The sequence below is a fragment of the Vibrio fortis genome (assembly GCF_024347475.1).
Classification (GTDB): Bacteria; Pseudomonadota; Gammaproteobacteria; order Enterobacterales; family Vibrionaceae; genus Vibrio; species Vibrio fortis.
In genome coordinates this window covers 625,470-642,722 of the sequence record NZ_AP025488.1, presented here as the reverse complement: position 1 = coordinate 642,722, position 17,253 = coordinate 625,470, and the positions used below count along the sequence as shown (strand labels likewise).

The window sequence follows — 17,253 nt, the reverse complement described above, 5'->3', positions numbered from 1 at the left end:
GGGCGTCTCTTTGCTCAATGCCCGGAATCGTTAGTACGTTGCTGTGTTAAAGCGTCTTGCAATTAGTTTTGTGACCATGTTGATCAGAAGAACAAGCACAATCAGGACTGTCGCTGTACCGTAAGCTTGGTTCCACTCATCAATAGTGAACAGCTCGGTAGTTAGCTTATATAAGTGAACCGTTAGGGTACGACCTGAATCCATTAGAGATTCTGGAATACGTGCCACCATACCAGCTGTTAAGAAAACAGGTGCAGATTCACCGATTACACGACCAATACTAAGAATGACCGAAGTTAAGATACCTGGCATCGCGCTAGGCAAGATTAAGCGCCAGATAGTGTAGATTTTCGAAGCGCCAAGGCCGTATGAGCCTTCGCGGTATGTTTGTGGTACCGCCATCAATGCTTCTTCTGTAGTACGGATGATTACAGGAAGAATCAGGATACTTAGTGTCAGAGCACCTGATAGAATCGAGAAGCCAAGACCAAGAATCGATACGAAGAAAGTCATACCAAATAGACCAAAGATGATCGATGGAATACCCGCTAGTGACTCTGTACAGAATCGAATAACTTTCACTAAACGGCTACCCACTTTCGCATATTCTGTCAGATAGATTGCCGTCATGATGCCCAGTGGCGCTGCCACCGCAATCGATGCGATAACCATATAAATAGTTGCAACGATCATTGGGAAGATACCGTGTTCAGTACCTGTACGTGTGTAGTTATCCGTGATGAAGTTCCAATCTACGTGCTGTAGGCCGTTAGAAAGGATGTACCAAATGATCCAAAATAGGAAACCGACTGTGACAGCCGCCGCTCCCCAAATAAAGGCATTTAAGATGTTGTCTTTATTCTGGCGAGACTGTTTTAATTTTACACGATCCATTTTTTCCACCTTCCGCTTACTTAGCTTTTTCGCGGTTTAGATAAAGTAGAGCACCATTTAGCATCATGATGAACACTAGAAGTACCACACCCGTTGCGTACAGAGCATTAGCATGAACACCACTTGCGTATGACATTTCAATCGCGATGTTTGCTGTTAGTGTACGAGCAGAGTCTAAAATGCCTTCTGGCATCGCTGGGGCGTTACCCATAACCATGATGATCGCCATGGTTTCACCAAGTGCACGACCGATACCCAGAATCACACCCGTCATGATGCCCGAGCGAGCGGCAGGAACGAGAAGTTTGAAGATGGTAAAGATCTTAGAAGCACCAAGCGCAAGAGAGCCTTCTTTGTAGGTACGAGGTACCGCGCGAATTGACGTCTCCGATACTGTGATAACGGTTGGTAGAATCATGATACCCAGAACAATGATACCCGCTAGGATAGTGTTACCCGCTGGTACTGAGAAGATGTTCTGAATCATTGGAACGATAATGACAAGGCCAAAAAAGCCGTATACCACTGAAGGAATACCTGCTAAAAGCTCAACCGCTGGACGGATAATATCAGCCAAGCGTTTTGGTGCGATTTCAGCGATAAAGATAGCGGTCAAAACACCGACTGGTACACCAACCACTACCGCGCCTAATGTTGAAACGATAGAAGCAACAATCATGGTTGCAACACCGAATAGCGCTGGTGGTAGCCAATCTACACCGAGAACGATGCCAGAGACGCCTGCCTCTTGGAATGCAGGAATACTCTCTGCAACGATAAAATAAGCGATTACTGCCAGTGAAACGATGCCGATTACAGCACTCGTTAAGAATAAACCGTGGAAGATACGTTCTTTCCAGTCGATACGCTTTTTAGTACGTAGGCTCGGCTTATTAACTTGTGTAGCTTCAGTATTCATAAGCTTTTCACTATGTGCGATGGTCATATTTAAAATCTCATGCTCTGTGGACAACAAAGCTGAAAGAAAAGGCTCAGCCTAAAGGCAGGCTGAGCAATAATTAAAGTCTTGATTAAATTCAGATTAGTTTACAGTGATGTAACCTTTCTTAGCTGAGATAGCTTGAGCTTCGTCAGCTACCATCCAGTCTAGGAACTTCTGAGTTTCAGCAGATGGAGCACCATCTTTGTAAAGCACTAGGAAAGGACGAGCTACTTTGTAAGAACCGTTCTTAACGTTATCAACAGTTGCTGCTGCGCCGTCGATAGTTAGAGCTTGAACAGAGTTGTCTACTGTACCTAGAGAGATGTAGCCGATTGCGTATGGGTTGCTTGCTACAGATACTTTAAGAGCACCGTTACCGTTAGCAACTTGAGCACGTTGAGAGATTGCTGATACTTTCTTGTCACCAATCTTCTTCTTAAGTTTTAGGATGTCTTCAAATGCACCACGTGTACCAGAAGCTGTATCACGAGTGATTGCTACGATAGGCTTGTCAGCACCGCCAACGTCTTTCCAGTTAGAGATTTCGCCTTTGTAGATTGCTGTAATTTGGTCTGCAGTTAGTGCAGATACTTCGTTGCTTGGGTTAACTACAACCGCGATACCGTCACGAGCAATAACTAGCTCTTTTAGGTCTGCTGTTTTTTCTTCAGCTTTTAGGTCACGAGAAGAGATACCTAGGTCAGCACTTCCATTTTTTGCTGCTTTGATGCCTGCAGATGAACCAGGAGCTTGAATTTCGATGAAGACTTCTTCACCTTTATTCATGTATGTTTCTGCAAAAACTTCAACCAGTGGAGAAGCACTGTTAGAGCCAACTACAGAGATAGTTTCTTTAGCTGAAGCCGTATTCACTGTTAGTGCGCCTAGTAGTGCCATTGCACCGATAACTGTCTTTTTCATCACAATTTCCTTAAGTGGCGTTATTGCCGTTGTGTTTTACTTGAACGGTGCTCACTTTAAGTTTCGAATATGACAGTTGTGTTTCAGTAAATTGAAGCCTATATGACAACTGCAATTTTCTGATTTTTCTTATCCTTAATCTTCCCCTCCTCTCTTCTAACTCATTGTTCTAAAAACATTACTTTATTAACAACTCGATCAATTAAACCTACAATTCTTGAAAGCTCTTCTGTAACATGTCGCACAGCTCACAAAAAACCACACCATAAGTGAGTGAATAATCAGCACATTAATTACCAAATGTAATTCAACATGGCTCGCACATAACAAAATGTAATCTTTTATTGATTGAAGTATCAGTCTCATTAGTTAGAATTCAATCTCAACAATAACAAATAAGAACAATTCTCAATTACGCATTACCAAGAGGACCTATTCATGCGCCAGTTACTCAGTGGCTTATCCATTAAAATGCAAGTTCTACTACCCGTACTTTTCTCCGTCGTTCTACTACTTGCCGGTGTCATTATTGGTGGAGAAAAGCTTGAGGAAGCTTTCCAGGACGTATCAAAAGCCACAGACAATCTGATTGTTCATAAAGAAGAACTTAGTGACATCGTCGACAATAGTTACGGTATGCGTATCAAAGCGATTTACAGCCTGTTTAACCCTGACGATGTACGTACTCTTATCGATACATTGAATCAAAAACGTGACGATAATACGCAATTGCTTAACTCTCTTAATACCGTGCCAGGCCTACAAGATGAAGTTGCGGCAATGCGTAAGGCCATGGGCCACTATGTCGACTTTTCACGAACAACAATGCTGCCGCTTCTGCAACTTAAACACAGTAATGGCTTCCCACCAGCCGACTTTGATACTCAGTATCAGGTAGCGACTGATCAATATCGCCACGCTGGCAATGAAATGGTAAAAGCCATTAATGCCCTATCTAAAAAGCTGAACCACATCGCTTTGCAAGAAGTCGAGAACAATGGTGCAAAACACGACACCACCCTAACTTCAGCGAAAATCGGCCTTATTGTCATTCTCTCAATTGCACTTATCATTAGCTGGACTCTAGCTGGTGTGATTGTGAAACCAATTCGCGAGCTACAAGAAACCATGCGTGAAGTGGCTAAAGGCAACCTGTTAGTGAAAGCAAAGGCTGAGGGCAATAATGAAATCACTCACCTAGCTCAAGATGTTAACCAAACTGTAGATCAACTTCGTGAAACAGTAGGTTCGTTATCTCGAATCAGTATCGAGGTCGCTTCAGCATCGACCGAGCTTGCTGCCGTAATGACACAATCGAGCGTTAACTCAGATCAAGAGAAGCAAGAAGTCGAACAGGTCGCTTCTGCGGTTAACCAATTAGAATCAACAGCGGCAGAGGTATCGAGCAACGCGCAAGATGCCGACAGTGCTTCAAGCCAAGCTAGCCAGCTAACAAGCCAAAGCTTGAGCATGTTTGAAGAGAGCACGCGTGCAAGCGAAAAGATGGCAGACCAATTAAACAAAGCGGCCGACGTTGTTACTTCTTTGAAGGATCAATCAGAGCAGATTGGTAAAGTGATCGAAGTAATCGAAAGCATCTCTGAGCAAACTAATCTATTGGCACTCAACGCAGCCATCGAAGCAGCACGTGCCGGTGAAAGTGGGCGTGGCTTTGCAGTAGTTGCAGATGAGGTTCGTATGCTTGCCGCTCGTACTCAAGAGTCGACCAAAGAGATCCAAGTGATTATTGAAGAACTGCAGACTCAATCGGGTCAAGCGAATGAGAGCATGCACTCCAGCCTAGCTATGCTTGAAGATAACCAAGCGCTTGCCACTAAGGTGAGCGGCTCTCTAAGCGACATCAGCAACGCGATTGCTGATCTAAACAGCATCAATACGCAAGTTGCGACGGCATCTGAAGAGCAAAAACAAGTAACGGCCGATATCAACACCAACTTGAGCACCATTTACGAATTGGTAAGCCAAAATGTAACCGGTATTACTCAATCAGCTGCCGCAGCTCATGAGCTGTCTGGGCTGTCAGAGAGGCAGAAGCAAGCGTTGAACTACTTTAAGGTGTAGATACTTTATAGATTTGAGAAGTCAGTGAACTTCCTAATCAATACGTTAAAGATCGCTGACAAAATCTAAAAAGAGGCCGTGGTATCTACCACGGCCTCTTCGTTTCTATTGGCGAAGGTGTCTAGCTGTCAACTATTCTGCAACTAGAAGAACACTATATTCAAACTGAGCTGCATTGTATGGTAAGACTTCTCCATTGAAGGTTTCAAACGCCATGATGCTCTCCCCATTTCCAGCAGAAGTCGCGCTCCAGATATATGCTGCCAAGTCACCGACTTCATAACTCATAGAGTCTCCAAAAACCTTAGTGCTAACTGCTGGCGAGTGACACGCTACCTCTTTAAGCGACACTAACTCTTTAATGTTTGGCATGCGCCATTTATCTTGACCCGCAAACTTATGCAGTGCATGGTTTCCGTTTACGTCATTGACTGACTCAACCATTGTTAATGCACTTTGCCAGAAATACCTTTCTGCAGTGCCAGTACAAGAGCTAGAAGAACTATTCCAAGTTTTACCTACTTGGCAACGCATCCACGTCAAGCCTGTAAGCTGATCAGTAAAAGTGCCGTTACTGTTGGTGACATAACGACTGTTAGCAGCTGTCTTAGTGATATCGAGGCTACACTCCTGTGCGAACGCACCCGCTGAAAATAGACCAATTAGGGCAGTTGTGATTAGTTTTTTCATCGCTATTTACCTTGAACTGAAACGAGACGAGCAGGGAATAAGTAAGAATCAGAATTTTCAGAAGAATCAACATCTCCAGAGTAGATCTCTAACGCACTGATGTAGCCACGCTCCCCTCCTAATGTTCCGATCTCGTTGTAGTAAAAACCACCTTCAACAGCACTAGGGCTGTATTGGTTGTAAACGATGGATTGATTCCATACCGCACCTATGGATGTGTAGTTACCACCAGATGTTTGATGTGGGAAATACTTGTAAGTCAGGCCATACACCGCGCCCTTTTCATTTTTCTCTGTCTCGCCAAAGTCCAGTAAGTTATAGAACTCGTGAAACGTCGGTAAACGCCAATCTGTTTTACCACAGAGGCTGATTGAGTTGATGTGCTCAACATAATCCTGCGTGGTACATATGCTGTCACCCTGGGTTTGACAGGTTGCTTCAGCGATATCCAATTCGTAAGGCGTCACTACCCCTGGAATTTCCAGTGCCAGTTGTCGGTCTTTAAATTGTAGGGATTTGGCATCTTCTGTCTTAGATTCCCAAATCAAGCCGCTGCGCTCATCGAGTACACATGACCATTCAGTCGCATCATCTGCAAGTGCCACACCTTTTAAATCAAGCTTTACGAATTTAAAGCCGTTACCTGTATTCGTATTTACTTCGGTCTTATCAAAGCCGTACTCAGCATCTTGTCCAGGAAAGGAGTCAGGTCTATCTTGAACATCTTGTATGTTATCAGTATCTGAAAAATAAAGGGTTGCGCCCGTATCATTCAGTGTTGTACCTGCTTTCACTTCATCTTCAAGATTTTGTACAAAAGTAGACACTGTATTTGCATCTAATACACCCGCCACATAATCAGCGGAAGCATCGTCAAAGCTAGCGCTAAACTGAGCTAACATGTACGCGCGATTACTGCTATCGAACAGCTTTAAAGTTGAGACAACATTTTGTTCCAAACTAGCAAGCTCCGTCGCCGACAGTTGGTCTTCAAGTGCCCCATTAATGGTTATCCCTTTTGTCGCTAGTTGAGCTTTCAATTTCGCATTAGCTTGATCCAACGTGAAACCATCGCCCATATAGCCCGCAATCAAGGAGCTGATACCATTAATTTCATTGCCTGACGCTTTTTGAATACCAGGTGCGGCGATATAGGCCACTGATGATGAGCTACCATCCGACCTTGTTGCTGCGACACCGGTATCGACTTCAACCAAAAGGGGTAAAGAAAGAATGGATTTCTGCGTACTCGTCAAACTAAATTCGCCGTTACTATCAGCCGTAACAGTCGGCTCACCAGCATCACAAGTAAAGCTTTGGTTTAAGTCAGAACAAACCTTACTTTCAAGGTTCACATTCTGTGCCGTGATCTTTCCTGCTGTTGTATAGGTTGGCGCAGAGGTATCGCCACTTGAGCCACCACAGCCCGCAAGAGCCAAAGAGATGGCCAAAATAGTCAATTGTGGTTTCATAGAGTTATCTTCTTGTTTTGTTTTTAAAGAGCATTGTCAGAAGAGACAAAGTACGCATGTTCACAGCCCTGCCGAACGAGAGCAGAGCTGCAAATAAGAGAATGAATGGTGATATCGAGCCACCAGAACTGCTGGATGAACCTTGTTCCTTAGCTGCAGCGTCACCACATTCGTAATGAGAGATATTGCCGATTACCCAGCGATTAAGTTGCCCTGTTTCACTTTCAACGTAATCACCCACTTCAAGTCGCCACGTACCATTCATGGGTTCATTTTTAAACTCACCTAAGACCGAGTCGTGTTTAAACGTGAAATACCCATCAAAACCGTCGAACGTTGTTGATTGGTGATTGATTAAATCGACCTTTGTTCCTCGTGGAGAGACAAGACTAATTACCAAGTCACTCAACCTTGAGTGGTCAATATCCAGATACAGGCCAAAATTCTCACCAACGGTTTGCCCAGAGCCTTCTACCGTGAAGTTAAAAGTTTTGAAACCAACAATAGGCTGATTGTTCGAACTCTGACGGCTGTCCGGTAAGTAACCATTCACCTCTTTAATTGGCGTGGAGAAAGAAGGCAAGCCATAAACGATCGTCATATCATGCTGCCAATTCTGCTGTTTCAGCGAAGCTGAGTACTGGTAGTCGATGGTTGTATTTAAAGGAATAGCAGTTCCGCACACTTTACCTGTAGGCAACGTTGCTTGAATGGCGAGACTTGCAGTTGTGGCACTATCAAAAGGCTGACTCAGACCGTCGATATCAATATGTCCACTCCATTGAGGCTGACGCAATGTTGGATGTAGCTCGATATCTAAGGATTGCTCTGGGTGAGCGTATCGGCCCTTCGTCTCGACCGAGAATGGCTCAATGATCAAGTTATGCACATCAAATTTTTCTTTCAAAATTTGCGCATAGTCACGCGCTGGATAAAGCGCTTCAGCAACAAACAACATGCTCTCTGCTAGGTCATGCATCTTGACGCCACGACCAACACCGTACATTGATTCAAGAACGATAGAATCGAACTCTTGAAACGCAGCGTGCCCGTAACGCTCTACACCGACTTTTAGAGCCTGAAACAAGGGTGTTGACCACAGTTCATCGCCCAATTCACCTGCGACACTTTCGTGCGCACGATACTCAGCTTGTCTAAAGTAGCGCGCTCTTTGATTCCAAAGGCTACGCGTCGTCTTTCTTACACCAAAGTAACCATCCCAATTGAAGACAGTATCGATTTCAAACTCTTGTCCTTGAGTTTGGGCATCTTCATACTGCGCTCTGAAGCTAAACGACCCCGCCCAGTAGTCACCAAATCCTTCACCAATTGCTCCGGTATGACCATAAGCCCAGTCGCGAACAATCTGATAATGGATTCCATGACCAAGCTCATGCAAAATCACATCTGCATCAAGGGCATCTGGTGAACCGCCCGCAATCCCAAACAGAGTGGCTTTTGGACCGTAGTAATAAGTAGAGTTATCAGCGGATAACCCACGCCCATCGAACTCTAGTGGTTGTTCAAATACAGAAAAGCCAAGCCCTTCGATGTAGCGAAGTGATTGGTCGAGGTGAGTAAACGCCATCAACTGTGGGAAACGATTGTCTTGCCATCCTACATGCTGAAGATCTTCGATTTTATCGAATCTTGTAATACCTTCAGGTGTAAGAAAGCCCGATGTGTCACGTGACACGACCTCACCCGAGCCAGGGCCATAAGCCACTAAAGCGATTGCATCGACCTGAGATACACGAGAGTTACTTAAATAGATGCCATCAGCGTGGTCGAGAACCTCAACGTTAGCTTCAACGTATTGCGGCGCATTCTGATACTGAGTGATATCAGTAAGCAGTGTTTCGGGAGGCGCGCTGCGATCCATCGTTCTTAAATCTGGGCTAAATACCTTGACCTTAGCTGGCACAAGTTGGCCGCTGCTCAGTTCTGGCGCACGTTCTGCTTTTAACTGTCGTGGAGCTTCAAGTTCAGCGGCCGTCGTCGGTTGACCACTAAGTAGCACCGTATCTTCCAAGCTTCTGAATATTCTAGAAACCTGATCGTCACTGTTAGTGGACAGTACTATCGTACGCTGCTGTTTGTACTCCCCCATAACCAGGACATCAAAATTGTAGTGATGACCAAGCTTAGACTGTTTTTGGTACCTAAATCTTAACGAGCCAGCCTCTGGGTATGCTTGCTCCAAGTACGCCAGTGCTTCTTGAGAATTAGAAACTGAAACGTTACCTACAGGGTAGTCCCACTCCGCAGCTAAGCTCGGAGTAGATGCCAGTAACATTGCGAGGTAAAGCGATCTCTTTTTCATAAATCCGCCTTAAAACTCGTATCGAGCATTTACAGTGAAGTAACGCCCTGGCTCTGTAGAGTAGTGCTTGTTTTCGTCCATAATGCCTGCGACATCTTGGTAACGGATGTATTCCTTATCGAATAAGTTGATGACATTAGCAGAAAGGTCTAAGCCAAAGTTCCACGAATAGCTCACCCCCATATCTACGGTCGCCCAACCTGCTGTTGTCGCACAATCCGTTGCAAGGCCAATATCTGTTTCGCACTCCGGCACCTTATCCATCGCTTGTGCCCAATTCAACATGGTATAAGCGGATAACGCTTGGTTGTCGTAACGTAGCTGAGCGCTACCCTCCCAAGGGGTTAACGTACGCACTTTTTCACCGTTATTGTCTTCACCATCAACAAAGCCAACCTGCGCAGTTACACTCCAAAACTCGCTTAAACGCTGTCCTACCGATGCTTCAAAACCGTATGTTTCAACACCGCTCACATTCTGATATTGCTTGTAGTAGTTTCCATTGTTGCTTGGATCAGGAGCGAACGAGATCTGTTTGACATCAATGAAGTTCTTAAACTTCTGATAAAAAACAGACGCGTATAAAAGAGTGCTTCCATTGTCAAACTTACTGCCTAGCTCGAATGAATCACTCGTCTCAGCTTCAAGATCTTCGTTAGGTATGATTACGAAGGGCGTGATTGGCACAAAGTCATGATTTTGAAAACCGTAAATCTTGTCATAGCTAGGCGCTCTGAAACCACGGTTGTATGACAAGTACGTGTTCAATGAATCCGTCAATTGATAAGCCACAGATAGACTTGGTGATACAGCGCTGCTAGTTCTATCTTTCACTTCATAACCTTGAATCTGATTTTCCGATTCAGGGGTTATCTGCTCTAAGTCAAATCGTACGCCGGTCGTCAGTGTCCATTTGTCTATCTCCATAACATCTCGAACATGTGCCGCAAAATTGTAAGTACGAGCAGGTGAAAAAGGCTTCTTGTTTTCGACTTTCAAGCCATTCCAATCGATTGTCGAACTTGAGCTAGGGCGTTCATAGAGTGTACTTTCTAAACTCGCGCCATACGCTAAGCTGTGGCTTGCATTCCCTTGTTGAAATGAAGAGATAAAGTCCGCATTTAAACCAATTAATTGGTCTGTGAAATGGCGATCATCAATCAATCTGCGTTGCACAGGCACGTTGTTCTGATCTTGCGAGATCAGCACATTTAAGGCTTCATCGGCCACCATCTCGCGCCAGTACAACTTAGTATCAAGCTCTTCAAACCAAGAATTCAAAGGCAAATACTCAGCCCCCACATACGCAGTTACCGTTTCGGTATATGTCTGCTGGTTGAAGCTCTGAGTAACCCAACTACCATCTTTTTGAATCTTAGCGAGTCCTTCCAACCTGCTCTGATTATCTTTGTAGTACTCGACTCGACCTTTCAGCATTAAGTCATCTTCCACCCAGTAGTTCAGTGTGTAAGCACCGCTTACTCCGTCGATTTCACGGTTATTTAAGTCTTGATCGAAATTACGTGTTTCTTCACCTTCCCAATAGGCTAGGCTAACTAAGCTCTCAACATTTCCCGAGCGAAAAGCAAGTTTCGTTGCACCTCGATATTTATTGCTTATACCGGTATAAGTACCTGACACATCGCTATAAAAGTCTTTGTCTTTTAGGTAATCGCCTGGTTGCTTGGTCTTGAACACAACCACACCACCGATCGCACCAGAACCATAAATAGATGAGCTCGCGCCTTTAACAATTTCAATGCTATCGAGATCAGACATATCAAATGAGTTACGCCCTACCTTGTCGTTTAGGGCATTCGCACCAAAGCCGTCTGACGCTCTAATGCCATCTTTCACAATCGCAATACGGTTGCCTGACATACCACGGATAGTAATGTTCTGAGGTCGGCCTGCCCCACCACTCACGCTGACACCCGGCTCATTTCTGATTGCGTCGTAAAGCTCGGTCGCGCCCGCTTTTTCGATCTGTTCGCCATCGATAACAGCCACTGAACCAGCCACTTCAGATAGGGGTTGTTCGATTTTATTTGCGGTGACGACCACCTCTTCAAACTGAAAAACCTCAGATTCGGCGTGCACGACGTTGGCAGCAAGTACACTCAGTACTGCCGCTGATAGGGGGGAAAGCTTCATTTACTGCTCCGCTTTAGTATTTTTATGCGTAAGTGATAATAGAAATGCGTATTCAAACGCTTGTTGTGATAAAGACTGCCGCCTGTCACTCGAATGACCTTGGCTAAAGTTGGTCGACAGCAAATAAGGGCCATTTCCTGTCGTCAAAGATTGCAACTTGGCGTGATACTTAGCGCCTTCCCAATAAGGAACCCGTCGATCATTGAGGCCAACACTGATCAAAACAGGTGGATAATCGGCTTTGGAAAGATTGAGATAAGGGTCATAGGCTTTCATGGCTGAAAGTTCAGACTCTTTATGAGGGTCACCCCACTCAGCATACTGCTGAGCAGTTAACGGTAATGTTTCATCCGACATACTGCTGATCACATCCACAAATGGGACCTTAAGAGAGGCGCCAGCAAATACTTCGGGAGCTTCATTTAAAGCTCCAGCTACTAAAGTGCCTCCAGCACTGGATCCCATGGCTAATATTGCTCGCTCACCTTGTTGAAAATGTTGAAGGGTTCGAGCGGCAGCTACAAAATCAGCAATACTCGTGGGCTTGTTGATACCTTTGCCATCTTGATACCAATGCTCACCTTTAAAACCACCACCTCTTACATGAGCGATAGCGTAGATAACACCACGATCAAGTAAACTGATTATCTGTGGCATAAAGTAGGGTTTCATTGTGACCCCATAAGCGCCATACCCGTATAGGACTACCGGATTCTGCTTATTCAGAAGATCTTTTCGGTAAGCGAGCGTCACTGGGACAGCATGTCCGTCATTCTCAATATTCAGAGTTTGGGTAACATACATGTCTGCTTGATAGTTTGGATAGATATCTTGTCCTATCGATTCACGAGTTGCCGTTAGCGTATTGAAGCGTTCCCAAAGTCCAGGTTGGACCATAGACATGCTGCGAATATGTAACTGATTACTCTGATAGTCTCCAACTTGGCTAACCCAAGCGACGCCACCTTCACGAGCCACGTTTTCAATCTTTATCAGCTTGTCGCTTTCATCAAAAACATGCAGTTTTTGCTTACCTTGCAGATTGGTTTGAACCACGACACCTGAACGGAATAAATGAAAGTTGTTGATAGATTCATCCGCTTTAAAATCACCAAAATCATGCCAAGCCTCAATATTCATAAAATCAGAGCTAATCACTCGATAGATCTGGAAATTTTTGCGTTGATGATTGCTATTGATATACACGCGATCGGCAAAACGGTCGGCATAGTACTCAATGCCCTCTTGGCGCGTTTGAATTGGTTGAGATAACTCACCCGTATTGAGATCGAGAAAACGTTGTTCGCTGCTATTTTCACTGTTGCTTTGAACAATGGCGAAGCTTGGATCACTTGCAAGATACGTTGAAAGCAGCCATGCACTTTCATGCTCTTGGAACAGCAGCTTCTCAGTTCCACCTTTCAACGACTTGTTGAACAATACATGCGGCCGCTGTGTATTTGGTTCTTGTTTTACCAAATACAAAGATTCCCCATCGTTCGACCAAGCGATAGATGGCTCAACACCAGTAACAAGAGGCGTGATTTTATTAGTCGCTAACTCAACAATGCTGATCTGATACTGTTCAGAACCATCAAGATCTTCTGCAATAGCGAGTAAGGTATTGTCAGGGCTTAGTTTCCAGCCACCAATTTGATAAAACTCATATTGTGCTGCATGGACTGTGGCATCAAAAATAGGCGTAGAATTAACACTACCCTGAGCTCGCGACAACAGTGTGTAATCATTCCACACATACTCGACACCATGGATTTCCCGCCAAGGCTTCTCGGAGCGTTGCGGACGGTTTTCACGCCACATAGATTGTAGCGAGTCGATTTCATGTTGTAGGGTCTTCTGAAACGCGTCAGTCGTCTCGTTCTGTTTCTCGAGATAATCTAAGACGCGCTCATTGCTTCTAGAATCGTCTCTCAACCAAGAGAACCGATCCTCAGCAATCACACTTCCTGAAATTAAAGTTGCTAAAACAAGCAGGCAACACCTTTTCATAAACCCAACAAATCCATACGCCAATTTAATAAATTTCGCGTATACTGCACTCAAACGATAATGAGATCAATTATCATTTTCATGGTTTAGTGATATTGGTCTCAATTATTATTCTCATAGCGAGTGACTTATTGGTTTATTGTACTGTCTAACTATTCATTTTCAGAGACTTAGACGACCATCTCAGTTTTTTCCACTGTCATGAATTCGCTCTAGCGCTTCCACGCGTTTTATCTGTTGTTCAGTAAATAGGTCGTTTCTCAACAAAGCAACTTCCTGTGCCTGCTGATCAGCACTCAAATTGGGATTATCAAGTATCGTCTCTCTTTGATTGATAAACTGTTTAAAGTCGTTATCAAATTGCGCACGCTCAGCGTCTAACGCAGTTAACCGCTGTGCGGCAGTTTCGCCGACAATCTCGACTCGATTAAGGTATTTTTGCTGATTATCCAAACCATTTGTATGCGTGAGCTGAGTTAAGATTAGGGTGTTTTTCTGCGTTTGTTGAACATACTCAGGTTGAAGACTCAGCGCCTCTAGCCACTGCTTTTCAAATTCAATAGGGTCAGTATATTCCTGTCGCAATTTCAGCTTTTCAATAGCGAGTTCACGCATTCTATTTTCATGTGCAAACAGTAACTCTTGTTCACTCGCTGTGAAGTAATAAGCTTGCTGCTCCATCAACAACTCGTGTAACTCGGTGAGATCTTCAATGCTTAAATTAGAATAATTATTCGAAAAATCTATCTTCTCTAGCGCCGATTTATACTCCAAATATTTTTCGAATAATTGGTCATCTATCACGCTATTAGGTTCGATATTATTGAAATCTGAGACATTTTCTATGACTTGGTTGAGGTCAACATCAACCATTGCCGCCATGAAATAGTCCATCGTATCTTTGGCGGAACTTTGGTCGATTTCGGTATCACTTTGAGACTCACTCTTGAGTTGCTTTGCCGATACGACTTGCGCTCGCGACTGGTCTTGGTAAAAGACCGCACTGAAACTTCCTACAGCGATCATTGATATCAGTAACAGTGTGGTCTTTTTCATTGAGTAACTCCTTTAATACTAACTGGCTTTATAAGCCGGCAAGCTTGAGACGATTGGCGTGTTGACGATAGAGAGTGACAGGGTCTGTTTCAAAAAGGTGGTGGATCCCTAGCGTCCCATTGATTTCATCCAAGTGATTCATTTTGTAATTGTCACCAATCACTCGACCTAAATGCGCACTGCAAGTCCCAACCAAACCATCACTAGGGCCATCAAACGCCAAGCCTAAAATCGTCATCGCCCCATCGGTTGGGTCAAGTAGATTGGTGAAGGTCGACGATCCAGTCCAAGAGTAGTAATAGACACCATTGCTAGCTTGCCACTCTCCGTCTCCACACGCTGATGTAGGGACACCCTCTGGATAATGCTGGTTAAATGCTAGAGAACCTTCTGTGGTCAGAGCTTCTAATGAAGCGAGCCCATCTTGCTCAAGATCGCTCCCGCCTGACAGTAAGTTAATCAATGTTGTAAGGCCACCAGCCAATTTGACGGCAATCGACTCGGTTATCGATCCCTCGGCAACATTCCCTCTCACCAAATCAGCGACTTTAGAGCCTTTATGAACCCCACCGACACTGGTCACTGACGCCACGAGATCTGGCCTCACGGAGCCAACATACCTTGCAGTCGGGCCGCCATGGCTATGACCAACCAAATTAACCTTCTCTGCGCCAGTAACCGCGATAATGGTTTCTACTTGAGCAAGAAGCTGCTCGCCTCTCACTTCAGAACTGTTTGTCGCAGACACCTGTGCGACGTAAACGTTAGCTCCATCTTTGGCTAGCGATTCAGGAATACCGTAAAAGTAGTCCACACCGGCCAAGGTATCGAAACCAAATAACCCATGCACCAACACAATTGGGTACTGAGTTTGTGTGTACCCTGAATGTTCCAGTGGTGCGGTACTCGTTCCAGCGTTCACAGTGGCACTTCCCATGCACAGAGCTGCCATCAGCATCATCTTTTTCAACGTCTTTCTCCTTAACTAATTAGACCTCGGATGAGTTGAAAAGCTAGGAGAGGAATTCAAAAAGTAGAAATTTATAAATTAGAAATCGTGAGCAATAGCCACCATTCAACATCTAAATTAAACATCAACAATACATTCACACAGCCACAAATCGTTATGATCAAATCTCTATCTGCTGTCTTAGCTTAATAAACGCCACCCATTTAACTTGTTGTTTTTAATTGATTTAGGCGAAGTATGGAAAAACTTGAGTGATTGAGATGAAGTTTTCGAGAACAAACAAAGGACAAATTTTGAGCGGTTTTACGTTGAAAAATGGATCTTAGTACCAGATAAAGAAAATTATAAAATCAAATGGATTGACCAAAACACATCACTAAGAGATATAGGTCTGACCAGTTTTCAATAACTGATACTGATAACTGGTCTATTCAACTTCTTACAATCGATTGAAAGAACCTATATATGAAAAAGACAACGTTAGTTTTGGCTCTATTGATGCCATTTGGTGCCGCCTCCGCACAAGACAATAGTATGACTCCAGAAGCAATCACATCAGCTCAAGTCGCACAAACACAATCAGCCTCCACCTATACCTACGTTAGGTGTTGGTATCGAACGGATGCAAGCCATGATTCACCAGCGACCGACTGGGAGTGGGCTAGAAAGGAAAACGGAGACTATTACACCATTGACGGTTACTGGTGGTCATCGATCTCCTTTAAAAATATGTTCTATAGCGAGACTCCGCAACAAGAGATCAAGCAGCGTTGTGTAGACACCTTGGATGTTCAGCACGACAAAGCCGACATCACCTACTTTGCCGCTGACAACCGCTTCTCTTACAACCATTCTATCTGGACTAACGATCACGGCTTTCAAGCGAATCAAATCAACCGAGTTGTTGCTTTTGGCGATAGTCTTTCAGACACGGGCAACCTATTTAATGGGTCACAATGGATTTTCCCTAACCCTAATTCTTGGTTCTTGGGTCACTTCTCTAACGGCTTTGTTTGGACTGAATACTTGGCTAACGATAAGGGCGTTCCACTCTATAACTGGGCTGTGGGTGGCGCAGCAGGAACCAACCAATATGTCGCTCTAACTGGTGTCTATGATCAGGTCACTTCGTACCTGACTTACATGAAGATGGCGAAAAATTATCGCCCAGAGAACACGCTATTCACATTAGAGTTTGGATTGAATGACTTTATGAATTACGGACGTGAAGTGGCTGATGTAAAAGCTGACTTTAGTAGCGCACTGATTCGCCTGACCGACGCTGGCGCAAAAAACATTCTGTTGTTCACCCTACCAGATGCGACCAAAGCCCCTCAGTTTAAGTACTCAACGGCCCAAGAAATCGAGACCGTTCGCGGCAAGATTCTGGCGTTCAACCAGTTCATCAAAGAACAAGCAGAGTACTATCAAAGCAAAGGTGACAACGTGATCCTATTTGATGCGCACGCTCTATTCTCTAGCATCACCAGCAACCCACAAAAACACGGATTCAGAAACGCAAAAGATGCCTGCCTAGATATTAATCGTAGTGCATCTCAAGACTACCTATACAGCCATAGTCTAACCAACGACTGTGCAACTTATGGTTCTGATAGCTATGTATTTTGGGGCGTGACACACCCAACCACAGCAACTCATAAATACATCGCAACGCATATACTGATGAATTCAATGTCGACCTTCGACTTTTAAAGATATCCGACAGTGCAAATAAAAG

Annotated in this window: 12 protein-coding genes; 2 read left to right on the top strand and 10 right to left on the bottom strand. The window is 44.3% G+C overall.

Annotated elements, in window-relative coordinates:
• Positions 1–30: 30 nt before the first annotated feature.
• The 3 genes from pstA to OCV50_RS17415 form a co-directional block, all read right to left on the bottom strand.
• A complete protein-coding gene (gene pstA, locus OCV50_RS17425) occupies positions 31–894 on the bottom strand; it encodes a phosphate ABC transporter permease PstA (protein ID WP_239839616.1) in 864 nt (287 codons plus the stop codon).
• Between the two features lie 16 nt (positions 895–910).
• Positions 911–1,840, bottom strand: a complete 930-nt coding sequence (gene pstC, locus OCV50_RS17420; RefSeq protein WP_239839615.1) for a phosphate ABC transporter permease subunit PstC — start codon at positions 1,838–1,840, stop codon at positions 911–913.
• A gap of 96 nt (positions 1,841–1,936) precedes the next feature.
• The gene (locus OCV50_RS17415) at positions 1,937–2,758 is read right to left on the bottom strand and encodes a phosphate ABC transporter substrate-binding protein (RefSeq protein ID WP_239839614.1); all 822 of its coding nucleotides are present in this window, start codon (positions 2,756–2,758) and stop codon (positions 1,937–1,939) included.
• 438 nt (positions 2,759–3,196) lie between these two features.
• Between OCV50_RS17415 and OCV50_RS17410 the strand changes: the two genes are divergently transcribed.
• Complete coding sequence (locus tag OCV50_RS17410; RefSeq protein ID WP_261905080.1) at positions 3,197–4,840, top strand: methyl-accepting chemotaxis protein; 1,644 nt, start codon at positions 3,197–3,199, stop codon at positions 4,838–4,840.
• A gap of 132 nt (positions 4,841–4,972) precedes the next feature.
• Here OCV50_RS17410 and OCV50_RS17405 read toward each other — a convergent pair whose 3' ends face one another.
• From OCV50_RS17405 to OCV50_RS17375, 7 genes are all read right to left on the bottom strand, one after another.
• Positions 4,973–5,530, bottom strand: coding sequence for an Lcl C-terminal domain-containing protein (locus OCV50_RS17405; RefSeq protein ID WP_239839612.1), 558 nt, complete (start codon positions 5,528–5,530; stop codon positions 4,973–4,975).
• A gap of 2 nt (positions 5,531–5,532) precedes the next feature.
• The gene (locus OCV50_RS17400) at positions 5,533–7,002 is read right to left on the bottom strand and encodes a DUF1566 domain-containing protein (protein WP_261905079.1); all 1,470 of its coding nucleotides are present in this window, start codon (positions 7,000–7,002) and stop codon (positions 5,533–5,535) included.
• Between the two features lie 4 nt (positions 7,003–7,006).
• The gene (locus OCV50_RS17395; RefSeq protein ID WP_261905078.1) at positions 7,007–9,325 is read right to left on the bottom strand and encodes a proprotein convertase P-domain-containing protein; all 2,319 of its coding nucleotides are present in this window, start codon (positions 9,323–9,325) and stop codon (positions 7,007–7,009) included.
• A 9-nt stretch (positions 9,326–9,334) separates the two neighbouring features.
• Positions 9,335–11,479, bottom strand: a complete 2,145-nt coding sequence (locus OCV50_RS17390; protein WP_261905077.1) for a TonB-dependent hemoglobin/transferrin/lactoferrin family receptor — start codon at positions 11,477–11,479, stop codon at positions 9,335–9,337.
• Positions 11,480–13,489, bottom strand: coding sequence for a prolyl oligopeptidase family serine peptidase (locus OCV50_RS17385; RefSeq protein ID WP_261905076.1), 2,010 nt, complete (start codon positions 13,487–13,489; stop codon positions 11,480–11,482).
• A gap of 183 nt (positions 13,490–13,672) precedes the next feature.
• Positions 13,673–14,545: a lipase secretion chaperone gene (locus tag OCV50_RS17380; RefSeq protein ID WP_261905075.1), complete on the bottom strand. Its 873-nt coding sequence runs from the start codon at positions 14,543–14,545 to the stop codon at positions 13,673–13,675.
• Between the two features lie 28 nt (positions 14,546–14,573).
• Positions 14,574–15,506: an esterase/lipase family protein gene (locus OCV50_RS17375; RefSeq protein WP_449369361.1), complete on the bottom strand. Its 933-nt coding sequence runs from the start codon at positions 15,504–15,506 to the stop codon at positions 14,574–14,576.
• Between the two features lie 474 nt (positions 15,507–15,980).
• On the opposite strand from OCV50_RS17375, the gene OCV50_RS17370 reads away from it, so the two are divergent.
• Complete coding sequence (locus OCV50_RS17370; protein WP_261905073.1) at positions 15,981–17,228, top strand: SGNH/GDSL hydrolase family protein; 1,248 nt, start codon at positions 15,981–15,983, stop codon at positions 17,226–17,228.
• Positions 17,229–17,253 lie beyond the last annotated feature (25 nt).